Source organism: Kribbella sp. NPDC104740 (genome assembly GCF_055583505.1).
Genome location: NZ_JBVJNV010000001.1, coordinates 1,149,934 through 1,167,283 on the forward strand (window position 1 = coordinate 1,149,934; position 17,350 = coordinate 1,167,283).

Below are 17,350 nucleotides of genomic sequence, written 5' to 3' on the forward strand. Positions count from 1 at the left end.
TTCGACCCCACTGATTAGGCCAGGACGCTATGACCGGGGTGTTTCCGAGCGGTCATCTCGTTGTTACGCCGCCGAAACGGCCTCCGCACACGCGCCGGTGGGGGGTGAGAGATGTGATCCCCGCGGCTGGGTACTGTGCCCGTCAGGTAGCCGGCGCGGGACCGATGAGGGGAATCACGGGTGAACCAGCAGGACAGCACGGGGGACAACGGCCAGGGCGCCGGGCACGGCGCACATCGCGGTGAGCAGCACCACGCCGAGCACGCCGCGCCTCGCAAGGGCGGCCGCTGGGCCTGGCGCGCGGCGATCGCCGCCGTACTGATCGGCTGGCTGCTCGTCGGCTCGCTCGGCGGCCCGACCGTCGGCCGCCTCAGCGAAGTACAGGAGAACGACAACGCGAACTTCCTGCCCAAGCGGGCCGAGTCCACGCTGGTCGCCGACCAGTCGGCCAAGTTCGTCGACTCCAAAGCACTCCCGTACTTCGTCCTGATCGAGCGCGACAGCGGCATCACCCCCGAAGACGTTGCGAAAACCAACGAGTTCCTCGCCCAGATCCCCAAGCTCGACCTCGGCAACGGCAAGACCCTCGGCGAGTACCTCGCCGCGCCGGTCAAGACGGTGATCCCGTCCGAGGACAAGAAGGCGCTGCTCGTCACCGTCGAACTGAACGGCGACCAGGCCGACGAGGTCGTCACCGAAGGCGAGACCGTGCTGTTCGCGGTCGCCGACAAGATGCGGGCCGAGATCAAGGACTCGCTCACCCCGACCGGCCTGCAGGTCTACGTGACCGGCCCTGGTGGCGTGTTCGCCGACTTCGTGGTCGCCTTCGGCGGCATCGACGGCATCCTGCTCGGCGTCGCGCTGGCCGTCGTGTTCATCATCCTGCTGATCGTCTACCGCAGCCCGGTGCTGCCGATCGCCGTACTGCTGACAGCGGTCTTCGGCCTCGCCCTGGCCGCGCTCGTCGTCTACCCGCTGGCCAAAGCCGACGTGATCGAGCTGAACGGCCAGAGCCAGGGCATCCTGTTCATCCTCGTCGTCGGCGCCGCCACCGACTACTCACTCCTGCTCGTCTCCCGCTACAAGGAGGAGCTGCACGACTTCGACAACAAGTTCGAGGCGATGAAGGTCGCTTGGCGGGCCTCGATCGAACCGATCGCAGCCAGCGCCGCGACTGTCATCCTCGGCCTGCTCTGCCTGCTGCTGTCCGAGCTCGGCAGCACCAAGGGCCTCGGCCCGGTCGGTGCCATCGGCATCGCGGGCGCGCTGATCTCCGCGATGACGTTCCTGCCCGCGCTGCTGCTCGCCTTCGGCCGGCGGATCTTCTGGCCGTCGATCCCGCGCGTCGACCACGTGCACGCCCGCGACCAGGTCGGCGGCCGCAAACTCTGGGGCCGCGTCTCCGGCCTGGTCGGCCGCAGCCCACGCAAGGTGTGGGCGCTGAGCGCGCTGGCGCTGCTGATCTGCGGTGCGTTCCTGCCGACGTTCAAGGCCTCCGGCATCTCCCAGGAGGAGCTGTTCCTGGACAAGGTCGAGTCGGTCACCGGTCAGGAAGAGCTGGCCAAGCACTTCGACGCCGGCGCCGGTACGCCGGTGCAGATCCTCACCCCGCTGGACCAGTCGGCGCAGGTCGTCCAGACCGCGATGAAGGTCGACGGCGTCGCCACCGCGTCGGCCTCGGTCGCCCCGGGGATGCCGCCGAAGGTTGTCGACGGCAAGGTTCTGGTCCAGGCCACCCTGAAGGTCGCCGCCGACTCACCCGAGGCCACCAAGGTCGTCGAGCACCTGCGCACCGAGCTGGACACGGTCAGCCCCGAGATCCTGGTCGGCGGCAACACCGCGATCAACCTGGACGTCCTCGACTCCAGCAAGCGCGACCTGCGAGTGATCATCCCGACCATCCTCGCGGTCATCTTCGTCGTCCTGATGCTCCTGCTCCGCTCGGTCGCGGCCGCCCTGCTCCTGGTGGTCTGCAACGTCCTCTCGTTCGGCGCCACCGTCGGAGTCAGCGCCCTGTTCTTCAACCACGTCTTCGACTTCCCCGGCGCCGACCCGTCGATCCCGCTCTACGCCTTCGTCTTCCTGGTCGCCCTGGGCATCGACTACTCGATCTTCCTGATGACCCGGGTCCGCGAGGAATCCATCGAGCACGGCACCAGACCCGGCATCCTGGTCGGCCTGGCCGTCACCGGCGGCGTCATCACCTCGGCCGGCGTGGTCCTCGCCGCCACCTTCTCCGCCCTGGCCGTCCTCCCGATCCTCTTCCTCGCCCAAATCGCCTTCATGGTCGCCTTCGGCGTCCTCCTCGACACGACAGTCGTCCGCTCCCTCCTGGTCCCCGCCCTCTCCCACGACATCGGCCGCCACATCTGGTGGCCCAGCAAGCTGTCCAAGCCCGAGAAGGTGTGAGCCCATGGAGACCTTCGACGCAGTGATCCAGGACGCCGAAGGCGGCGGCGCGTACGTCGAGATCCCCGCCGAGGTACTCACCGCCCTCGGCGGCGGCGCCCGCATCCCCGTCCAGGCGACCTTCGACACCATCCCGTACCAGGGCTCGATCGTCTCGATGGGCGGCTGCCAAGCGCTCGGCGTCCTCAAGAGCATCCGTACGACGCTCGGCAAGTCCCCCGGCGACACCGTCACGGTCACCGTCACCCGCGACACCGCCGAACGCACCGTCGACGTCCCACCCGACCTCGCCACCGCCCTCGCCGAGGCCGGCCTCCGGGAGACCTTCGACCGGCTCAGCTACTCGCACCGACGCGAGCACGTGAACGCCGTACTGGACGCCAAGAAGCCGGAGACCCGCGCGCGGCGGATCGCGAAAGCTCTCGAGAGCCTTTCGACTGTATAGGACACCTGACTGGATCGGTTCGCCGAGTCAGCGCTGCTGTCCTGCAGGCCAAATGTTGCACTCACTCCGCGCATAGTCGAGGAACTCGCGATGTTCGGTGCGACGCAGCTTCCATCGCTTCGTCGGAGCCGCCGGCAAGGCACGAGAGTCGGCGGCGGTAAGGACCAGTCGCGATCGCGCCCGCGAGATGCCGACAAAGAAGTTGGGGCGCTCTTCTTCGACCGGGTTGAAGAAGGTTTCGTTCTCGACACCAACGAAGTACACATGCTCGAACTCAAGCCCCTTGGACTTGTGGACACTCAGCAGCCGCACGGCGTCCAGAGGCGATAACCGTGCCATCGCGGCTTCAAGAGATGTGGTCTGCTCGATGGCCTCGAACACGGAATCGATGGCCTGCTTGGCGACCAGCGTCAGTGCCTCGCTGTCCGCATACTCAGTGGACAGCCGCGACAAGTACTGGCGCTCACAAACCTTCAGGAAGTCGTAGATGGTCGATTCCAACTGCGCGCGGACCATGAGATCTACCTTGCCAGTTGTGAGGGCGTGTCGAGTCTCGTCAAGAAAGCGATCCAATCGACGGCGGCGCCGTTCAGCTTGCTTCTCGTCGACACAGTTGCGTGTCATGAACGCCGTGAGTCGGACGTACTCTGCGGGTGCATGCTTCAGGACTAGTAGACGGGTCACGTCGAGGATGAGAGCTCCGGCGGGTTCCGCGAGCACGTCCTGATGTTTCTGTTCGTCGCGACAGGCAATGCCGGCCGCTCTCAGGAGAGCGACAAGCTCCTCGCAGTACGCGCCCGGGGTACGGGAGACGATCACTGCGATCTGGTGTGGCTCGATCCCGCTGGAGACGTCGCGCTGGATCCATCGTGCCAGCTCAGCCGCCTCGGCTGAAGCATCGGGAAATCTCCACACTCCGACTTCGCCGTCGAAGTCGGGCCCGGTAGGCAGCGAGTCAGGCGTCCGGAGTTCGCTGTCCACCACAGCTGCACGAACGTCCATGACCCGGACAAGTGCGTTCTGAACCCGTCGCAGTCGAAGCCGAGATCTGTGGTTCAGGTAGATCGGGCATACCTCTGCGTCGAATGCCTGCCGGTAGTCGGTGAGAGCTGTGCCCAGCGCGCGGGCGAACCCCATGATCCGTTGCTTGGGGTCGCCGACCGCGGTAGTCCGGATGTCCGTTTCCGCGAACAGCATGCACAGAAGCTCGAACTGCTCGGCTGTACAGTCCTGGAACTCGTCGAAAAACGCGAACGCGTAGGACTGCCTGACGACTCGCCGTGCGGACGGGTCCTTGGCCACCACTTCGAGTGCGAGAGGTAGAAGATCGTCATAATGCAACTCGCGCGCAGATCGGTTGATCCCGACCCGGAAGTCCGGGGGAACACGATTGGCGACGTGAGGTCGATGCCGCGCGACGATCTGGCGAGCGAAGGCATGGAAGGTGAAGCTGTCAAACCGGGACGCGCTGGCCGGGGTGCATCGCGCCGTCACGCGCTCGCGCAAGTTGGTGGCAGCGTCGACCTTGAACGAGATCGCAACGATCCGCCTTGGATACGAGCACGCGCCCGTCGTGAACAGGAAGTCGGCCCGCTGTGCAAGGAGCTCGGTCTTGCCTGCGCCAGGCCCGGCCAGTACAGCGACGTTTCTTTCCAGCGTCGTGACCGCTCGCAGTCCGAGCGGCTCCAGCGTGATTCCCCGGCTGGGCAACCAGAGTCGTTGACTCGTGTCGTCGATGGGCGCCGACGTGTGATTGGTGTTCACGGGACTGACTGAGTCGGCCATCCAGCCAGCGTCAACCATCCTTACTCACCGTGCTTTGACAGCAGAACCGAGGCTCTGGCTACGAGTCGGTGCATCACGCCGGGCAGATCGGCAAGCAAGGCGGCGTCATCGAGTTTCGACAAGGCGACAAGATGCGCCGACGGTTTGCTGCCCAACTGAAAGAGCGACCGGTATCGGGGGAACAGCTCAAGCTCGGCCGCACTGTAGATGCCCTCCGGCTTGAGCCTCTTCTTTCCCAGGACCTGGGCGTGAACCTTGTCAGTGGCCTCCCGGCTGTCCGTCTCATCGATGACGTCTGGCAGGTCACCGGCATCGGTGTCCACGTTTGTGTCGCCTTCGAGCGCCTCGCTTCCATCTGGGTACGCCCCTGGGAAATGGCGAAGGAGTAGGAAATCCAGATCCAGCGGAGCAGAGAAGAAGACACCCGCGGCTTCCAAGTGCTGCAGCCAACTGTTGTCTTCGTCAGCGGCCGGGAGGCCCCTCTCCCGCCAGGAGGGAAGATCGGTGTGCTTGGTGTGCCTCACGATCTCTGGCATCCCTGGGTCAGACGAGAATTCCTGGAGGTTCTTCAGGGCCGTCCGAACGCGTCCCCAGCCTCCGCCGAAGCGACATCGGTCAAGGTCAAGCAGCGTGATGTGCGGGATGCTCAAGCTGTTGAGCAGACGCCACATGTGATTGACGTGACGCCCGCCCAAAGGCACGACAGCGACCGAGTTCTCGTCGATACTGGTCCCGCTGGAACTGAACAGCCGTGGGAGAAAGACCTCTTCACTCGCTCCTTCTCCGAGCACCACCAAGCGCGCGAAATACAACTCGGGGTATGCCGCAACAGCCTGCTGCACATACTTGTGTGCCTCGTTCTCGTCAGCCGGCAGAGTCACCACGCTGACGCGTGCGGTGCGCTGTTCAGTCAGACGAAGAAACCTGATGTGCTCCGGCATGACCCGCCGCACCACAGCCGGCGAGTGGGTCGCGATGATCGCCTGACAGTCCGGCTCTCGGGCGCTCGCCCTGAGCAGGTCGAGAACGCGGCCCAGGTGAAAGGGAGAGAGACTGTTCTCTGGTTCCTCCACCGCGAGCATCGTGAAGACAGCGGGCCGGAACTTCTCCTCGCTGAATCCCGGCGGCGCCTTCGAGAGCAGTGCCCTGCCCACTTGGTGCAAGCTCAGGACAGTAGTCAGGTACAGCAGAGACTGCTGACCGTCACTGAGCATTTCCATCGACGACGGCGGCCCATGATGGCTCGGCGCGAAATTGACGGTCAACTGACGAAGTAGCAGGTCGAGGTCGCTGCGACCGAAGCTGATCGAGGGCGATGCGTAGTGATGGCCTTTGTGGAGCTGAGCCCAGTTCTTCGCCAGGTGTTCGCCGATGGCGGTGATCGCCGAGTTCTTGGACATGACGCTCGTGATGTCGAGGTTCCACAAGCGGATCTTCTCGCTCTCGGCCTGCCAGTTGGCCGCTCGCAGCGCATTGCCAAGCAGTGACCCCGAAGCGTATGAGACCTGCTCGCTCGGGTTGCGGCGAGCAGGAAGGTAGTGGAGTTGAATGCGTCGCCGAGCGTAAGCATCGACCGGTTGACATTTGGTCGGAACGCCATCCTCATCACGAGCCAGTACGAACTCCAGCCGCTCGTCGACCTCGCCGTCCGCGGCGGTCTCCGCCGTCAGCCGAATGCGGATCACCATCTGCCCACCCACAGATTCCAGCCTCATTTGAGAGAGGAACTGAGGTACTGCGGGCTGCAGATCGACGCTGTCCTCGTCCACCTCCGGCAGGATGAATTCCGCCTCGATCCACAGCGCTTCTGACCCCGAGTCTGCATCATCGACCATGGCCAAGCCTTCGGCGGTGCTGTGAGGCACATGGAAGTCGCTTTGTCGCACCCCACGGAGAGTTGAATCCACCGCGAACATTCGTGCCAGGGCATGGAGTACCGCCGTCTTGCCGGCCCCGTTCGGACCGAGGAGGTAGGTCAACTCGTCCAAGCCGACAGTTGTCGGCTGCGGGCCGAAGCATTGGAAGTTCTTGATGGTTAGGGTCGTGAGTTTCACGCTGCTGCCTCGGACTTCAGATCGGTGGGGCGGGGCCGTCGAACCTTGTCGGTCGCTGGCTCCTTGTCTCACTACTCGCGCCAGATATCGCGCCATGCTCACAATCCGTTACAACAGGTGGATCGTGCTGTAAGGCAAGCTTTTCGCTCAGTTGGCCCGTGATGCGCTCCTGGACGTCTTGCTCGATGCTTCGCAGCAAGACAAAGTTGTGTCCACTTCGGGTTGCATCTGTTGCGCCAACAGACGCTTCAGACGCAATCACAACTCCGGCGAGCGGCCGTAACTCGACCGTCGGCTGACTCGGCGGGAGCGAATGCAGTCGCACCGATCGATGCACTTCGTGCCGGACTGTTGAAGGGGGCGCGGTGCACGCATTAGGCCGTGCATTTCCTGGCACGCTGGCGATCGCACCTACTGGCAGGCTGCACTTCGGTGGCGATTGATGCTGTTACTGGTGCTTGTCTCGCAGCTTCCGCAGGTCCGCCTGGCAGCGGGCCTCGACCTCGGCGAGGTCGGCGAGGGTTTCGTCGAGGTCGCGGCGGCGTTGTTCGAGGTCGGCTCGGCGGACGGCGATCTGGTCGAGGAGGTAGACGAGTTGGCCTTCCTCGCCGGGTTCGGCGTCGTACATGTCGACGATGGTGGCGATCTCGTCGAGGGAGAAGCCGAGGCGTTTGCCGCGCAGGATCAGGCCGAGGCGGACGCGGTCGCGGGGGTGGTAGACGCGGGTGGTGCCGCGGCGTTCGGGGGTGAGCAGGCCGCGGTCCTCGTAGAAGCGGATCGTGCGCAGGGTGACGTCGTACTCGGCGGCCAGGTCGGCGATCGACCAGGTCGAGGTGTCGGTGCTCACCCGGACATTGTGCACACCACCCACTGTGCTTTACGTTTACGTAAGCGTCAATCACAAGGAGCCTGGCATGTCGTACGAGTTGTCCGAGGAGCACCGCGAGTTCCGCGCCAGCGTGCGCGACTTCGCGCAGGCCGAGATCACGCCGTACGCCGCCGAGTGGGATCGCAAGCACCACTTCCCGGTCGAGACCGTGCAGAAGATGGGCAAGCTCGGCCTGTTCGGGCTGACCGCGCCGGAGGAGTACGGCGGTGCCGGCGCCGACTTCACCAGCCTGTGCGTGGCGATCGAGGAGATCTCCCGCGCCGACCAGTCGATGGGCATCACGCTCGAGGCGGCGGTCGGGCTCGGGATCAACCCGATCCTCACCTACGGCACCGACGAGCAGAAGCAGACCTGGCTGCCGGACCTGGTCGCCGGTCGCACGCTGGCCGGGTTCGGCCTGACCGAGCCCGAGTCCGGCTCGGACGCCGGCGCGACCAAGACCCGCGCGGTGCTCGACGGTGACGAGTGGGTGATCGACGGCAGCAAGCAGTTCATCACCAACTCCGGCTCCGCGATCACGTCGGTCGTCACCGTCACCGCCCGCACCGGCGAGCGCCCCGACGGGCGCCCGGAGATCTCCACGATCATCGTCCCGGCCGGTACGCCGGGCTTCGTCGCCGAGGCGCAGTACGACAAGCTCGGCTGGCACGCCTCGGACACGCACCCGCTGTCGTTCGCGGGCTGCCGGGTCCCGAAGGAGAACCTGCTCGGCGAGCGCGGCCGCGGCTTCGCGCAGTTCCTGGCGACCCTCGACGACGGCCGGGTCGCGATCGGCGCGGTCGCGCTGGGCTGCATCAAGGCCTGCCTGGAGATGTCGGTCCAGTACGCCGGGGAGCGCAAGACGTTCGGCGTACCGATCGGGCAGAAGCAGGGCGTGGCGTTCCAGATCTCCGACCTGAAGGTGATGGCCGACGCCGCCGAGCTGCTCGTGTACCGGGCGGCCGCGCTGAAGGACGCCGGAGCGCCGTACCAGGAGTTCAAGCAGGCCGCGGCGGTCGCGAAGCTGTACGCGAGCGAGGCCGCGGTGACCGCGACCCGGATCGCGACGCAGGTCTTCGGCGGCTACGGCTTCATGGAGGAGTACCCGGTGACGCGGTTCTACCGTGACGCCAAGATCCTCGAGATCGGGGAAGGCACGTCCGAGGTGCAGCGGATGCTGATCGCGCGGGGCCTCGGGCTCCCAGTGGAATGATGAGGACATGACCCGGGATCACTGGACAGAGGTCAAGGTCGCGCGGGAAGCGACCCTGGCACCGCCGGAGAAGGCCAAGGCCAAGCTCGACTCCCAGAACAAGCTCTACGTACGGGACCGGATCGCCCTGCTCGTCGACGAGGGCAGCTTCGTCGAGGACGCGCAGCTGGCCAACGCGCTGAACCCGGGCCTGCCCGCGGACGGTGTCGTCACCGGGCGGGCGCTGGTCGACGGGCGGCCGGCGCTGCTGGTTGCCAACGACCCGACCGTGAAAGCCGGGTCGTGGGGTGCCCGGACGGTCGAGAAGATCGTCCGGATCACCGAGATCGCGCTCCGCGACGAGCTGCCGATCTTCTGGCTGATCGACTCCGCGGGCGCCCGGATCACCGACCAGGTCGACCTGTTCCCAGGCCGCCGCGGCGCGGGCCGGATCTTCCACAACCAGGTCGCGCTGTCCGGCAAGGTGCCGCAGATCTGCTGCCTGTTCGGCCCGTCCGCGGCCGGTGGCGCCTACATCCCGGCGTTCTGCGACCTGGTGATCATGGTCGACGGCAACGCCTCGATGTACCTGGGGTCGCCGCGGATGGCCGAGATGGTCGTCGGCGAGAAGGTGACGCTGGAGGAGATGGGCGGCGCCCGGATGCACACGTCGGTGTCCGGCTGCGGCGACCTGCTGGCGAGCGATGACACCGAGGCGATCGAGCTGGCCAAGCAGTACTTCTCGTACCTGCCCGGTTCGTGGCAGGTCCGGCCGCCGTCGTACGACGCCTCCGCGCCGGGGCGGGACTTCACGCGTGACCTGGTGCCGGCCGAGGAGTCGGTCGGCTTCGACATCCACGACGTGATCGACGCGCTGCTCGACGCGGACACGTTCTTCGAGCTCAAGCCGGCGTACGCGCCGGAGCTGGTGACGGGCTTCGGCCTGCTCGCCGGTCAGGTGGTCGGGATCGTGGCGAACCAGCCGGCCGTGAAGGGCGGCGTGCTGTTCGTCGACTCCGCGGACAAGGCGGCCCGGTTCATCTGGTTGTGCGACGCGTTCAACGTGCCGCTGGTGTACCTGTGCGACGTGCCCGGGTTCATGATCGGGTCCGAGGTCGAGCGGGCCGGGATCATCCGGCACGGCGCGAAGATGATCACCGCGGTGTCGGAGGCGACGGTGCCGACGGTGTCGGTGATCGTCCGGAAGGCGTACGGCGCCGGGCTGTACGCGATGTGCGGGCCGGGCTTCTCGCCGGACGCGTGCATCGCGCTGCCGACCGCGAAGATCGCGGTGATGGGTCCGGAGGCGGCGATCAACGCGGTCTACTACAACAAGATCCAGGAGATCGCGCAGGAGTCCGAGCGGGTCGAGTACGTCGCGAAGCTGCGCGAGGAGTACGAGACCGACATCGACATCCTGCGGCTGGCCGCCGACCTGGTGATCGACGCGATCGTGGAGCCGGAGAACCTGCGCGAGGACCTGATCGCGCGGCTGGCGGCGGCGCAGACCAAGGACCGGCACTTCAGCACCAAACGGCACGGGGTCCCGCCGGTCTGACCGTCGCCGGTACCGGACGTGGCCGGTATTGGTCGCGAAGGTTGGATCGGGACCGGACCGGTTTTACGCTCGGAGTATGAAGGCTCCTGAGCGTGGGGCGTTGCCGTTGTGGCCGGCTGGGACGTTGGGGCGGGCCTACGGGCGGGTGACCGAGGTCGTGCAGGGACTGTCGGACGCGGACTTCGCGCGGCCGACACGCTGCCCGGGGATGGCGGTCGGGCCGTTGCTCGTGCATCTGCTGTACGACGCGCAGCGGGCGCTGACGGCGTTCGCGTCGCCGTCGGTGCTGGATCCGGACCGGGACTTCGTGTCGTACTGGAAGGACTTCCCGCCGGGCGCGGACGGGGACTCGCGGTTCGTGCAGGTGGTTGCCTCGGCGTACGAACGGCCTTCGGTGCAGCTGGTCGCGCAGTGGCGGGAGCTGTCGGAGGCGGCGGTGCGGGCGGCGGCGCTCGGGGTCGCGGACAAGGGCAAGCGGGTCGAGACGCAGGGGCACGTGCTGGCGGCGAAGGACTTCGTCGCGACGCTGGTGCTGGAGGCAACCGTGCACCACCTGGATCTCACCGTGGACCTGGTCGGCGCGCCGGAGCCTGATCCGGAGGGGCTGCAGGTGACCGCGCGGACGCTCGACGGGCTGTTCGGGCCGGAGGCGTGGGACGTGATCGGGTGGGACACGACGACGTACGTGCTCAAGGGGACCGGCCGGGAGCCGCTGACCGCGGCCGACCAGGAGATGCTCGGTGAGTACGCCGGGCGGCTGCCGCTGCTCGGGTAGTGGCGGGGATCGGGTAGAACGGTCGCGTGACCAACTTCGCTGCGCGTCTTCGTGCCCGTGAATCGCTCGTCGGCTACTGGGTGGTGCTGGACTCGCCGCCGTCGACCGAACGGATCGCGAGCGTCGGGTACGACTACGTGGTGCTCGACGGGCAGCACGGGCTGTTGAGCACGCGGGGGATCCTGGACGGGTTGCTGGCGATCGACGCCGCGGGGGCCGGACGGCGAGGCGACGGCGCTGCCGCGACGGTCGGGCTGGTTCGGGTCGAGGCGAACAACGCGACGCCGATCGGGCGGGCGCTCGACGCCGGAGCGACCGGGGTGATCGTGCCGCTGATCGACACCGCCGAGGACGCGGCGTACGCCGTCCGGGCGGCGAAGTACCCGCCGAGCGGGATCCGGTCGTTCGGGCCGACCCGGGCCGGGCAGCGCATCGGTCCGGTCCCCGCCGAGTCCGACGCGACGACCGTCGTCCTGGCGATGATCGAGACCGCGAGCGCGCTGGCCAACGTCGAGGCGATCTGTGCGACGCCGGGGCTGGACGGGATCTACGTCGGTCCGTCCGACCTGTGTCTGGCGATCGGCGGCAAGTTCCCGGGCGACCCGGACGTCGCGGAGCCGTTCGAGGCCGCGATCGAGCGGATCGCCCAGGCTGCCGCGGCGGCTGGTGTTGCCGCCGGCATCCACACCAACGACGGGCCCTCGGCCAAGCGTCGGCTGAGCGAGGGGTACAGCTACGCGACGGTTTCCTCCGACATCGACCACCTGCACCAGGTCGCCGCGGACCACTTGGGCGTCGTCAGAGGGTGAGGCACCCGCGCGCGACCACCTGAGCGTCAGCGGGGTTCTACAGCACCCCGCTGAGCGTCCGCGGGGTTCTACAGCACCCCGCTGAGCGTCCGCGGGGTTCTACAGCACCCCGCTGAGCGTCAGCGGGGTTCTACAGCACCCCGCTGAGCGTCAGCGGGGTCTACAGGACACCAGCGAACGGGTCCTCCAGCGTCTGCCAGTCCAGCGTCGCCAGCTCCGACTCGGTGAGCAGGCAGGCATCCAGGACGGACTGCAGGCGCGCGGGATCCAGGCCCACACCCGTGGCGACCACCGTGCACTCGGCGAGGTGGTTGGTGTCCGACCACTCGCCGAGCGTCCCCAGCGAGGCGCTGTAACCCGCCGACTCCCAGCGCACCCGCTGAGTCGGCCGGTTGGCCAGCCACACGACGCCCCGACTCCGGACCACCCCGTTGACGATGTCCTCCAGAGCGTCGTTCAGCCGCGCCGGATGCAGCGGCCGCGTGGAGCGCCACAGCACCGTGGTGACCCCGTCGCCGCTGGGCTGGAGCCGGTCGCCGTCGGCGATCTCACCCGCCCAGGCCTCAGCAGCAGCGAAGTCGAACCGGCCCGTTCGCGCGACGGCAGCAGCCGGTACGCCGGCCGGATCCGCCGGTACGACGGTGGTGCGCGGGTTCAGGTGGAGCAGCAGGTTGTGCAGCCGCTCGGGGACCTGGCTGCGGTGCGCGTTCGCGAGCACGCAGACGTCGGCGTACTCGATCTGGCGGGCGGTCAGCTCGGCCACGTTGCGCCGGTCCGGCGGCCCGAGGGCGAGGCCGCGCTCGTCGAGGAGCTCGTCGCCGGACAGCTGCTCGACCAGCAGTACGGCGTCGACGACGCAGGTGACGGTGTCGACCTCGATCTCCGGCATCGTCGCGACCAGCGCGCTCGCGAGCGGCCGGGCCTCCATTGCGGGCGGTGTCGCGAGCACGATGTGTTGCCAGTGGGCGCGCGCGACCAGCGTCTCCAGGAGCGGGAGCAGCGACTCGATCAGCTGGCAGGCGCCGCAGTCGTCGCCGACGGTGAACTCGCCGGAGTCGATCGCGCCGCCGGCGTCGAGCACCTGCCAGGTCAGGACGCCGCGGCTGCGCAGCTCGTCCTGATCGACGACGATCGCGACGGTGGTCGGGTCGGTGACGGCTTGCAGGACCGGCCCGCGAAGGGTCGTCGAGAGCCCTACGAGCAAGGACAGCGGGGTCTTCCGATGGGCGGCCATGCGCCGAGTATATGAAAACGGTTTTCATCAGTCCAGAGGTTGACGCGGAAGAGTTTCCCGTCAGGGCGGGAAATTTCGCGCCTGGCCGGGAAATCGGCTGTTAACTGTTAATCCGGTCACGCTCGCCACGCGCTTCCCCGCGGCGGCGGGCGCGGGCTAGCCTCCGAGGGGGACTCGAGGAGGCGCGGTGCCGGACCGGTCGGAGGCAGCGGACGACGACTTCGCCGGCGTGCTGCGCGCGGCGATCCGGGCGCGCGGCCTCGGCCTGGAGCGGATTCGCGACCGTCTGCGCGCCCAGGGCGTGACCGTCAGCCTCGCGACGCTCAGCTACTGGCAGTCCGGCCGCTCCCGACCGGAGCGCCGCGACTCGCTGCTCGCCGTCGGGCTGCTGGAGTCCGTACTGGAGGTCCCCGCCGGCACCCTCTCGTCGTCGCTCGGCCCACCGCGCCGCCGCGGTCGCTGGCTGAGCACGGTCCCGTCGTCCGAGGTCGCGGCGTACTGGCCCGAGCCCGACCCGGTCGAGGACGCGGTCAGCGAGGTCGACATCCGCTGGGACGAGCGCCTGACCCGGATCAGCCAGCACGATCACGTGTACGTCGGCGCGGACGGCGGCGAGCTGTCGTACCACTCGCGCCAGGTCCTGCGCGCGGAGGCCGACGGCCCCGACCGCTGGGTCGTGATCATGCACCTCGACGAGCACGACCGCCCGCTCCCGGCGATCCGCCCGCTGCGGCACTGCCACCTCGGCCGCGTCGTCTCGCGCCCGGGCGACGGTCTGCTGGTCGCCGAGCTGCTCTTCGATCGCCCACTCCGCAAGGGCGAGACGGTGATCACCGAGCACGAGCTGGTCAACTCCCCGCCGTACCCGCCGGCCGACAACTACGAGCGCAAGTTCCGGCTGCCGGTGCGCGAGTACGTCCTGGAGATCTCCTTCGAGCAGCCGCCGCTGTGGTGCGAGCAGTACGCCCAGCTGGACGACGATGCCGAGCAGGTGCGGGCGATCGACCCCAGTTCCTCGGTGCACGGTGTGGCCCTCAACTTCGGCCCCGGCCGGTACGGTTTCCGCTTCCAGCTGTGAACTGTGGAAGCGCGTTTTGTTAAGTGTGAAAGGGATCTGGGCGATGTCGGTCGCCGTTGTTCGCTCCTAGGGTCGGGCCACCCCTCCCGAGTGAACAAGGAGCGAATCCATGAAACGGCGCAGGACAATGGTGATCGGTGGGTCCGCGGTCGTGGGCCTGGTGGCCGGTCTGATCGCGATCGGCGGGCCGGCCAGGGCGGCGCAGCCCTCGCCGGCCGGCCCGCAGCAGGTCAGCCCCCAGCAAGTCTCCGAGCAGTTGCCCAAGGCATCGGATCTGGCGGGGCGGTGGATCGCTGACGACGGCAGGTTGCACGTCGCGGTGACCGACGCGGCCGCGGCCGATCGCGTCCGCCGGGCCGGCGCGACGCCGAAGCTGGTGGCGCGCAGTCAGGCCGAGCTGGACGCTCTGCTCGCCCAGGTCGACAAGATCGCGCGGGCCGACCGGTCCGCGGGCCTGCAGAGCTGGGGGATCGACCCGGTCTCGAACAAGGTCGTGGTCAAGGCGCGCGGCGCGTACGGCGCGCTGAAGGGCCTCGGCGACGGCGTGCAGGTCGTCCGGACCACGACGAACTTCCGCCAGCAGGCGGGCGACGTGCATCCCGGCGATCCGTGGTGGCCGGGCAGCGAGAGCAACTGCTCGGTCGGCTTCCCGGCGACCGATGCCCAGGGCAACAAGCACTTCCTGACCGCGGGGCACTGCACGAACGACGCCAACCAGGCGGCGTACGGCGCGAGCGGGCAGCAGAACAAGCTCGGGACGTCGAACGTCGGCGGCAGCCGGAGCATCAACGCCCGTGAGGGCGACATGGGCGTGGTCGCGGTCACCGAGCCCGGCTGGAACATCTCCGCGGCGGTGAACACCTGGGGTCAGCCGGCGATCACCGTCACCGGTTCGGCCGAGGCGATCGTCGGTGAGACGGTCTGCCACTCCGGCAACACCGCGCCGAAGTTCGAGTGCGGCAAGGTGCGCGCGGTGAACCAGTCGATCGACTACGGCAACGTGGTGATCGACGGACTGACCACCACCGACGCCTGCTCGCAGGGTGGCGACTCCGGCGGCGCCTGGCTGCGCGGCGACAAGGCGGTCGGGCTGCACTCCGGTGGCAACTCCAGCTGCGTCGCGAACGACGACAACTCGATCTTCCAGCCAGTCAACGAAGCGCTGGCCCAGTGGAACCTCACGCTGCTGGTCGGCGACGGTGGGCCGGGCGACCCGGACGACACGCAGGCGCCGACCGCGCCGGGCAACGTCCGGTCCACCGGTACGACGAGCAGCTCGGTCTCGCTCGCCTGGGACGCAGCCAGCGACAACGTCGGGGTCACGGGGTACGACGTCTTCAACGGCAGCACCCTGGCGACGACGGTCGCCGGTACGTCGGCCACGGTCAGCGGCCTCGCGGCCGACACGGCGTACTCGTTCACCGTGCAGGCGAAGGACGCTGCGGGCAACAAGTCGCCGCAGAGTGCGGCGGTGTCGGCACGGACGCAGCCGGGTAGCAGCGGCGGGCGCACGTTCAGCAACGGCACCGACTACCCGATCCGGGACTACCAGACGGCTGTCAGCGCAGTGCGGTCGACGGCGACGGGCCGGGCGACCAGCCCGATCAAGGTGACGGTCGAGGGCAACCACAGCTGCCTGGAGGACCTCAACATCAGCCTGGTCTCGCCGAGCGGCCGCTGGTACTACCTGCAGCGCTACGGCGGCAGCAGCTGCCACCCGCTGCCCAGCAGCAAGACGTACTCGGTCCCGACGACCGAGAACGCCGCAGGCACCTGGACGCTCCGCATCGGCGACAACGGGCCGGGTGACACCGGCACGCTGACGAACTGGTCGATCACGCTGTGAGTGCTCCCCGTCCACTGCTCCCGAAAGTCGGGGGCAGTGGACGGGTGAGTCTGGTAGGCAAGGGCCATGACGAACTCCATCGGGCGGTACGAGGGTGAGTGGGGCGAGCTGGTCAAGCTGCTGAACCTGGGGTTCGCGGAGCCCTGGAGCGACGCGCAGCTGCTCGCCGAGCAGAAGATGTGGGAGCCGGCGCGGAGCATCGTCGCGTGGGACGACAAGGAGCTCACCGGGCACACCGCGTCGTTCGGGATGACGATGAGCGTGCCGGGCGGACAGCTGCCGGTCGCCGGGGTGAGCATGGTCTGCGTCAGCCCGACGCACACCCGTCGCGGCATCCTGCGCGACCTGATGCGCGCCCAGCTCACCGAGCTGCACGAGACCGGCGTCGAGCCGGTCGCCGTACTGACCGCCAGCGAGCCGGTGATCTACGGCCGCTTCGGCTACGGCCTGGGCTCGGACCACCAGCAGATCACCGTGCCGAAGGCCTCCCGGGCGCTCCGCCCGGTCGCAGGCGCCGACAAGGTCCGCGTCCGGTACGCCGACCCGGTGGAGGCCCGCCCGGTGACGACGCGGATCCACAACGATGAGGCGCTCGGCCGCCCGGGCATGTTCCACCACGACGCCCGCTGGGAGTCCTATGTCGGCGGCGAGAACGTGGTGACCAACACCAGCGGCGCCTCACCGCTGCGCTGCGTGCTCGCCTCGGTCGACGGAGAGGTGACCGGCTACGCGCACTTCCGGACCCGCCGGACCACCAAGGGCTTCGTCGACGTCTCCCGCGTGCACGCCCGCGACCTGGCCTCGCATGCCGCGCTCTGGCAGTTCCTGCTCAACCAGGACCTGCTGAGCGAGACGACGTACGAGCAGCTGCCGTCGGACGACCCGCTGCTGTCCCTGCTCGTCGACCCGCGAGCGCCGAAGCCGGTCACGGCGGACGGGCTCTGGGTGCGGCTGGCCGATGTCGGCAAGGCCCTGGCCGGCCGCACGTACGCCGAGGAGCTGGACGTCGTACTGGGTGTCAGCGACGACTTCCTGTCCTGGAACGCCGGGCACTGGCACCTGGTCGGCGGACCCGCTGGAGCGACCTGCGAGCAGACCAACCGGCCGGCCGACGTACTGGTCGACGTCCGGGAGCTGGGTGCGGTCTACCTCGGCAAGCCGTCGCTGGAGCTGCTGGGAGCGGCCGGACTGGTCGAGGAGCGCACCGAAGGGGCACTTGCTGCAACTTCCCGGGCATTCCTCGGAAAGCGCCTCCCCTGGCTCGACACAGGCTTCTGATTCGCGGTTAGTCTTCCGG

The 17,350-nt window shown here is 68.1% G+C and carries 13 protein-coding genes; 9 read left to right on the plus strand and 4 right to left on the minus strand.

Annotated features, from left to right (window positions below):
- Window positions 1–180 precede the first annotated feature (180 nt).
- Together ACZ6Z4_RS05435 and ACZ6Z4_RS05440 are read left to right on the plus strand one after the other, a co-directional pair.
- On the plus strand, window positions 181–2,409 hold the full coding sequence (locus tag ACZ6Z4_RS05435; protein ID WP_465558417.1) for an MMPL family transporter: 2,229 nt from the start codon (window positions 181–183) through the stop codon (window positions 2,407–2,409).
- Between the two features lie 4 nt (window positions 2,410–2,413).
- Window positions 2,414–2,854, plus strand: a complete 441-nt coding sequence (locus ACZ6Z4_RS05440) for a YdeI/OmpD-associated family protein (RefSeq protein WP_465558419.1) — start codon at window positions 2,414–2,416, stop codon at window positions 2,852–2,854.
- Between the two features lie 27 nt (window positions 2,855–2,881).
- Here the strand turns inward: ACZ6Z4_RS05440 and ACZ6Z4_RS05445 are convergent, their stop codons facing one another.
- The 3 genes from ACZ6Z4_RS05445 to ACZ6Z4_RS05455 form a co-directional block, all read right to left on the minus strand.
- Window positions 2,882–4,639 (minus strand): UvrD-helicase domain-containing protein, encoded by a 1,758-nt coding sequence (locus ACZ6Z4_RS05445; protein ID WP_465558421.1) that lies wholly within the window; start codon window positions 4,637–4,639, stop codon window positions 2,882–2,884.
- A gap of 20 nt (window positions 4,640–4,659) precedes the next feature.
- On the minus strand, window positions 4,660–6,693 hold the full coding sequence (locus ACZ6Z4_RS05450; protein ID WP_465558423.1) for an ATP-dependent nuclease: 2,034 nt from the start codon (window positions 6,691–6,693) through the stop codon (window positions 4,660–4,662).
- A 448-nt stretch (window positions 6,694–7,141) separates the two neighbouring features.
- Window positions 7,142–7,540, minus strand: a complete 399-nt coding sequence (locus ACZ6Z4_RS05455; RefSeq protein WP_465558425.1) for a MerR family transcriptional regulator — start codon at window positions 7,538–7,540, stop codon at window positions 7,142–7,144.
- Window positions 7,541–7,607: 67 nt separating this feature from the next.
- Here ACZ6Z4_RS05455 and ACZ6Z4_RS05460 point away from each other — a divergent pair, with 67 nt between their 5' ends.
- From ACZ6Z4_RS05460 to ACZ6Z4_RS05475, 4 genes are all read left to right on the plus strand, one after another.
- A complete protein-coding gene (locus ACZ6Z4_RS05460; RefSeq protein WP_363666288.1) occupies window positions 7,608–8,774 on the plus strand; it encodes an acyl-CoA dehydrogenase family protein in 1,167 nt (388 codons plus the stop codon).
- Between the two features lie 7 nt (window positions 8,775–8,781).
- Window positions 8,782–10,311 carry an acyl-CoA carboxylase subunit beta gene (locus tag ACZ6Z4_RS05465; protein ID WP_465558428.1) on the plus strand — a complete coding sequence of 510 codons (1,530 nt, stop codon included), beginning with the start codon at window positions 8,782–8,784 and terminating at the stop codon, window positions 10,309–10,311.
- Between the two features lie 76 nt (window positions 10,312–10,387).
- Window positions 10,388–11,086 carry a maleylpyruvate isomerase N-terminal domain-containing protein gene (locus ACZ6Z4_RS05470; RefSeq protein WP_465558430.1) on the plus strand — a complete coding sequence of 233 codons (699 nt, stop codon included), beginning with the start codon at window positions 10,388–10,390 and terminating at the stop codon, window positions 11,084–11,086.
- A gap of 26 nt (window positions 11,087–11,112) precedes the next feature.
- Entirely contained in the window at window positions 11,113–11,895 is a 783-nt protein-coding gene (locus tag ACZ6Z4_RS05475; protein ID WP_465558432.1) for an HpcH/HpaI aldolase family protein, read from the plus strand.
- A 160-nt stretch (window positions 11,896–12,055) separates the two neighbouring features.
- On the opposite strand, the gene ACZ6Z4_RS05480 is transcribed toward ACZ6Z4_RS05475, so the two are convergent.
- On the minus strand, window positions 12,056–13,129 hold the full coding sequence (locus tag ACZ6Z4_RS05480) for a CobW family GTP-binding protein (RefSeq protein ID WP_465558434.1): 1,074 nt from the start codon (window positions 13,127–13,129) through the stop codon (window positions 12,056–12,058).
- A 187-nt stretch (window positions 13,130–13,316) separates the two neighbouring features.
- Here ACZ6Z4_RS05480 and ACZ6Z4_RS05485 point away from each other — a divergent pair, with 187 nt between their 5' ends.
- From ACZ6Z4_RS05485 to ACZ6Z4_RS05495, 3 genes are all read left to right on the plus strand, one after another.
- The gene (locus tag ACZ6Z4_RS05485; RefSeq protein ID WP_465558436.1) at window positions 13,317–14,207 is read left to right on the plus strand and encodes an XRE family transcriptional regulator; all 891 of its coding nucleotides are present in this window, start codon (window positions 13,317–13,319) and stop codon (window positions 14,205–14,207) included.
- A 109-nt stretch (window positions 14,208–14,316) separates the two neighbouring features.
- Window positions 14,317–16,053 (plus strand): proprotein convertase P-domain-containing protein, encoded by a 1,737-nt coding sequence (locus tag ACZ6Z4_RS05490; protein WP_465558438.1) that lies wholly within the window; start codon window positions 14,317–14,319, stop codon window positions 16,051–16,053.
- A 66-nt stretch (window positions 16,054–16,119) separates the two neighbouring features.
- The gene (locus ACZ6Z4_RS05495) at window positions 16,120–17,331 is read left to right on the plus strand and encodes a GNAT family N-acetyltransferase (protein WP_465558440.1); all 1,212 of its coding nucleotides are present in this window, start codon (window positions 16,120–16,122) and stop codon (window positions 17,329–17,331) included.
- Window positions 17,332–17,350 lie beyond the last annotated feature (19 nt).

What these genes read in the sequence shown, in the direction of transcription:
- ACZ6Z4_RS05480 (WP_465558434.1), bottom strand. Translation starts at nt 13,129, where the DNA reads ATGGCCGCCCATCGGAAGACCCCGCTGTCCTTGCTCGTAGGGCTCTCG.
- ACZ6Z4_RS05490 (WP_465558438.1), top strand. Translation starts at nt 14,317, where the DNA reads ATGAAACGGCGCAGGACAATGGTGATCGGTGGGTCCGCGGTCGTGGGC.
- ACZ6Z4_RS05465 (WP_465558428.1), top strand. Translation starts at nt 8,782, where the DNA reads ATGACCCGGGATCACTGGACAGAGGTCAAGGTCGCGCGGGAAGCGACC.
- ACZ6Z4_RS05460 (WP_363666288.1), top strand. Translation starts at nt 7,608, where the DNA reads ATGTCGTACGAGTTGTCCGAGGAGCACCGCGAGTTCCGCGCCAGCGTG.
- ACZ6Z4_RS05470 (WP_465558430.1), top strand. Translation starts at nt 10,388, where the DNA reads ATGAAGGCTCCTGAGCGTGGGGCGTTGCCGTTGTGGCCGGCTGGGACG.
- ACZ6Z4_RS05445 (WP_465558421.1), bottom strand. Translation starts at nt 4,639, where the DNA reads ATGGCCGACTCAGTCAGTCCCGTGAACACCAATCACACGTCGGCGCCC.
- ACZ6Z4_RS05495 (WP_465558440.1), top strand. Translation starts at nt 16,120, where the DNA reads ATGACGAACTCCATCGGGCGGTACGAGGGTGAGTGGGGCGAGCTGGTC.
- ACZ6Z4_RS05440 (WP_465558419.1), top strand. Translation starts at nt 2,414, where the DNA reads ATGGAGACCTTCGACGCAGTGATCCAGGACGCCGAAGGCGGCGGCGCG.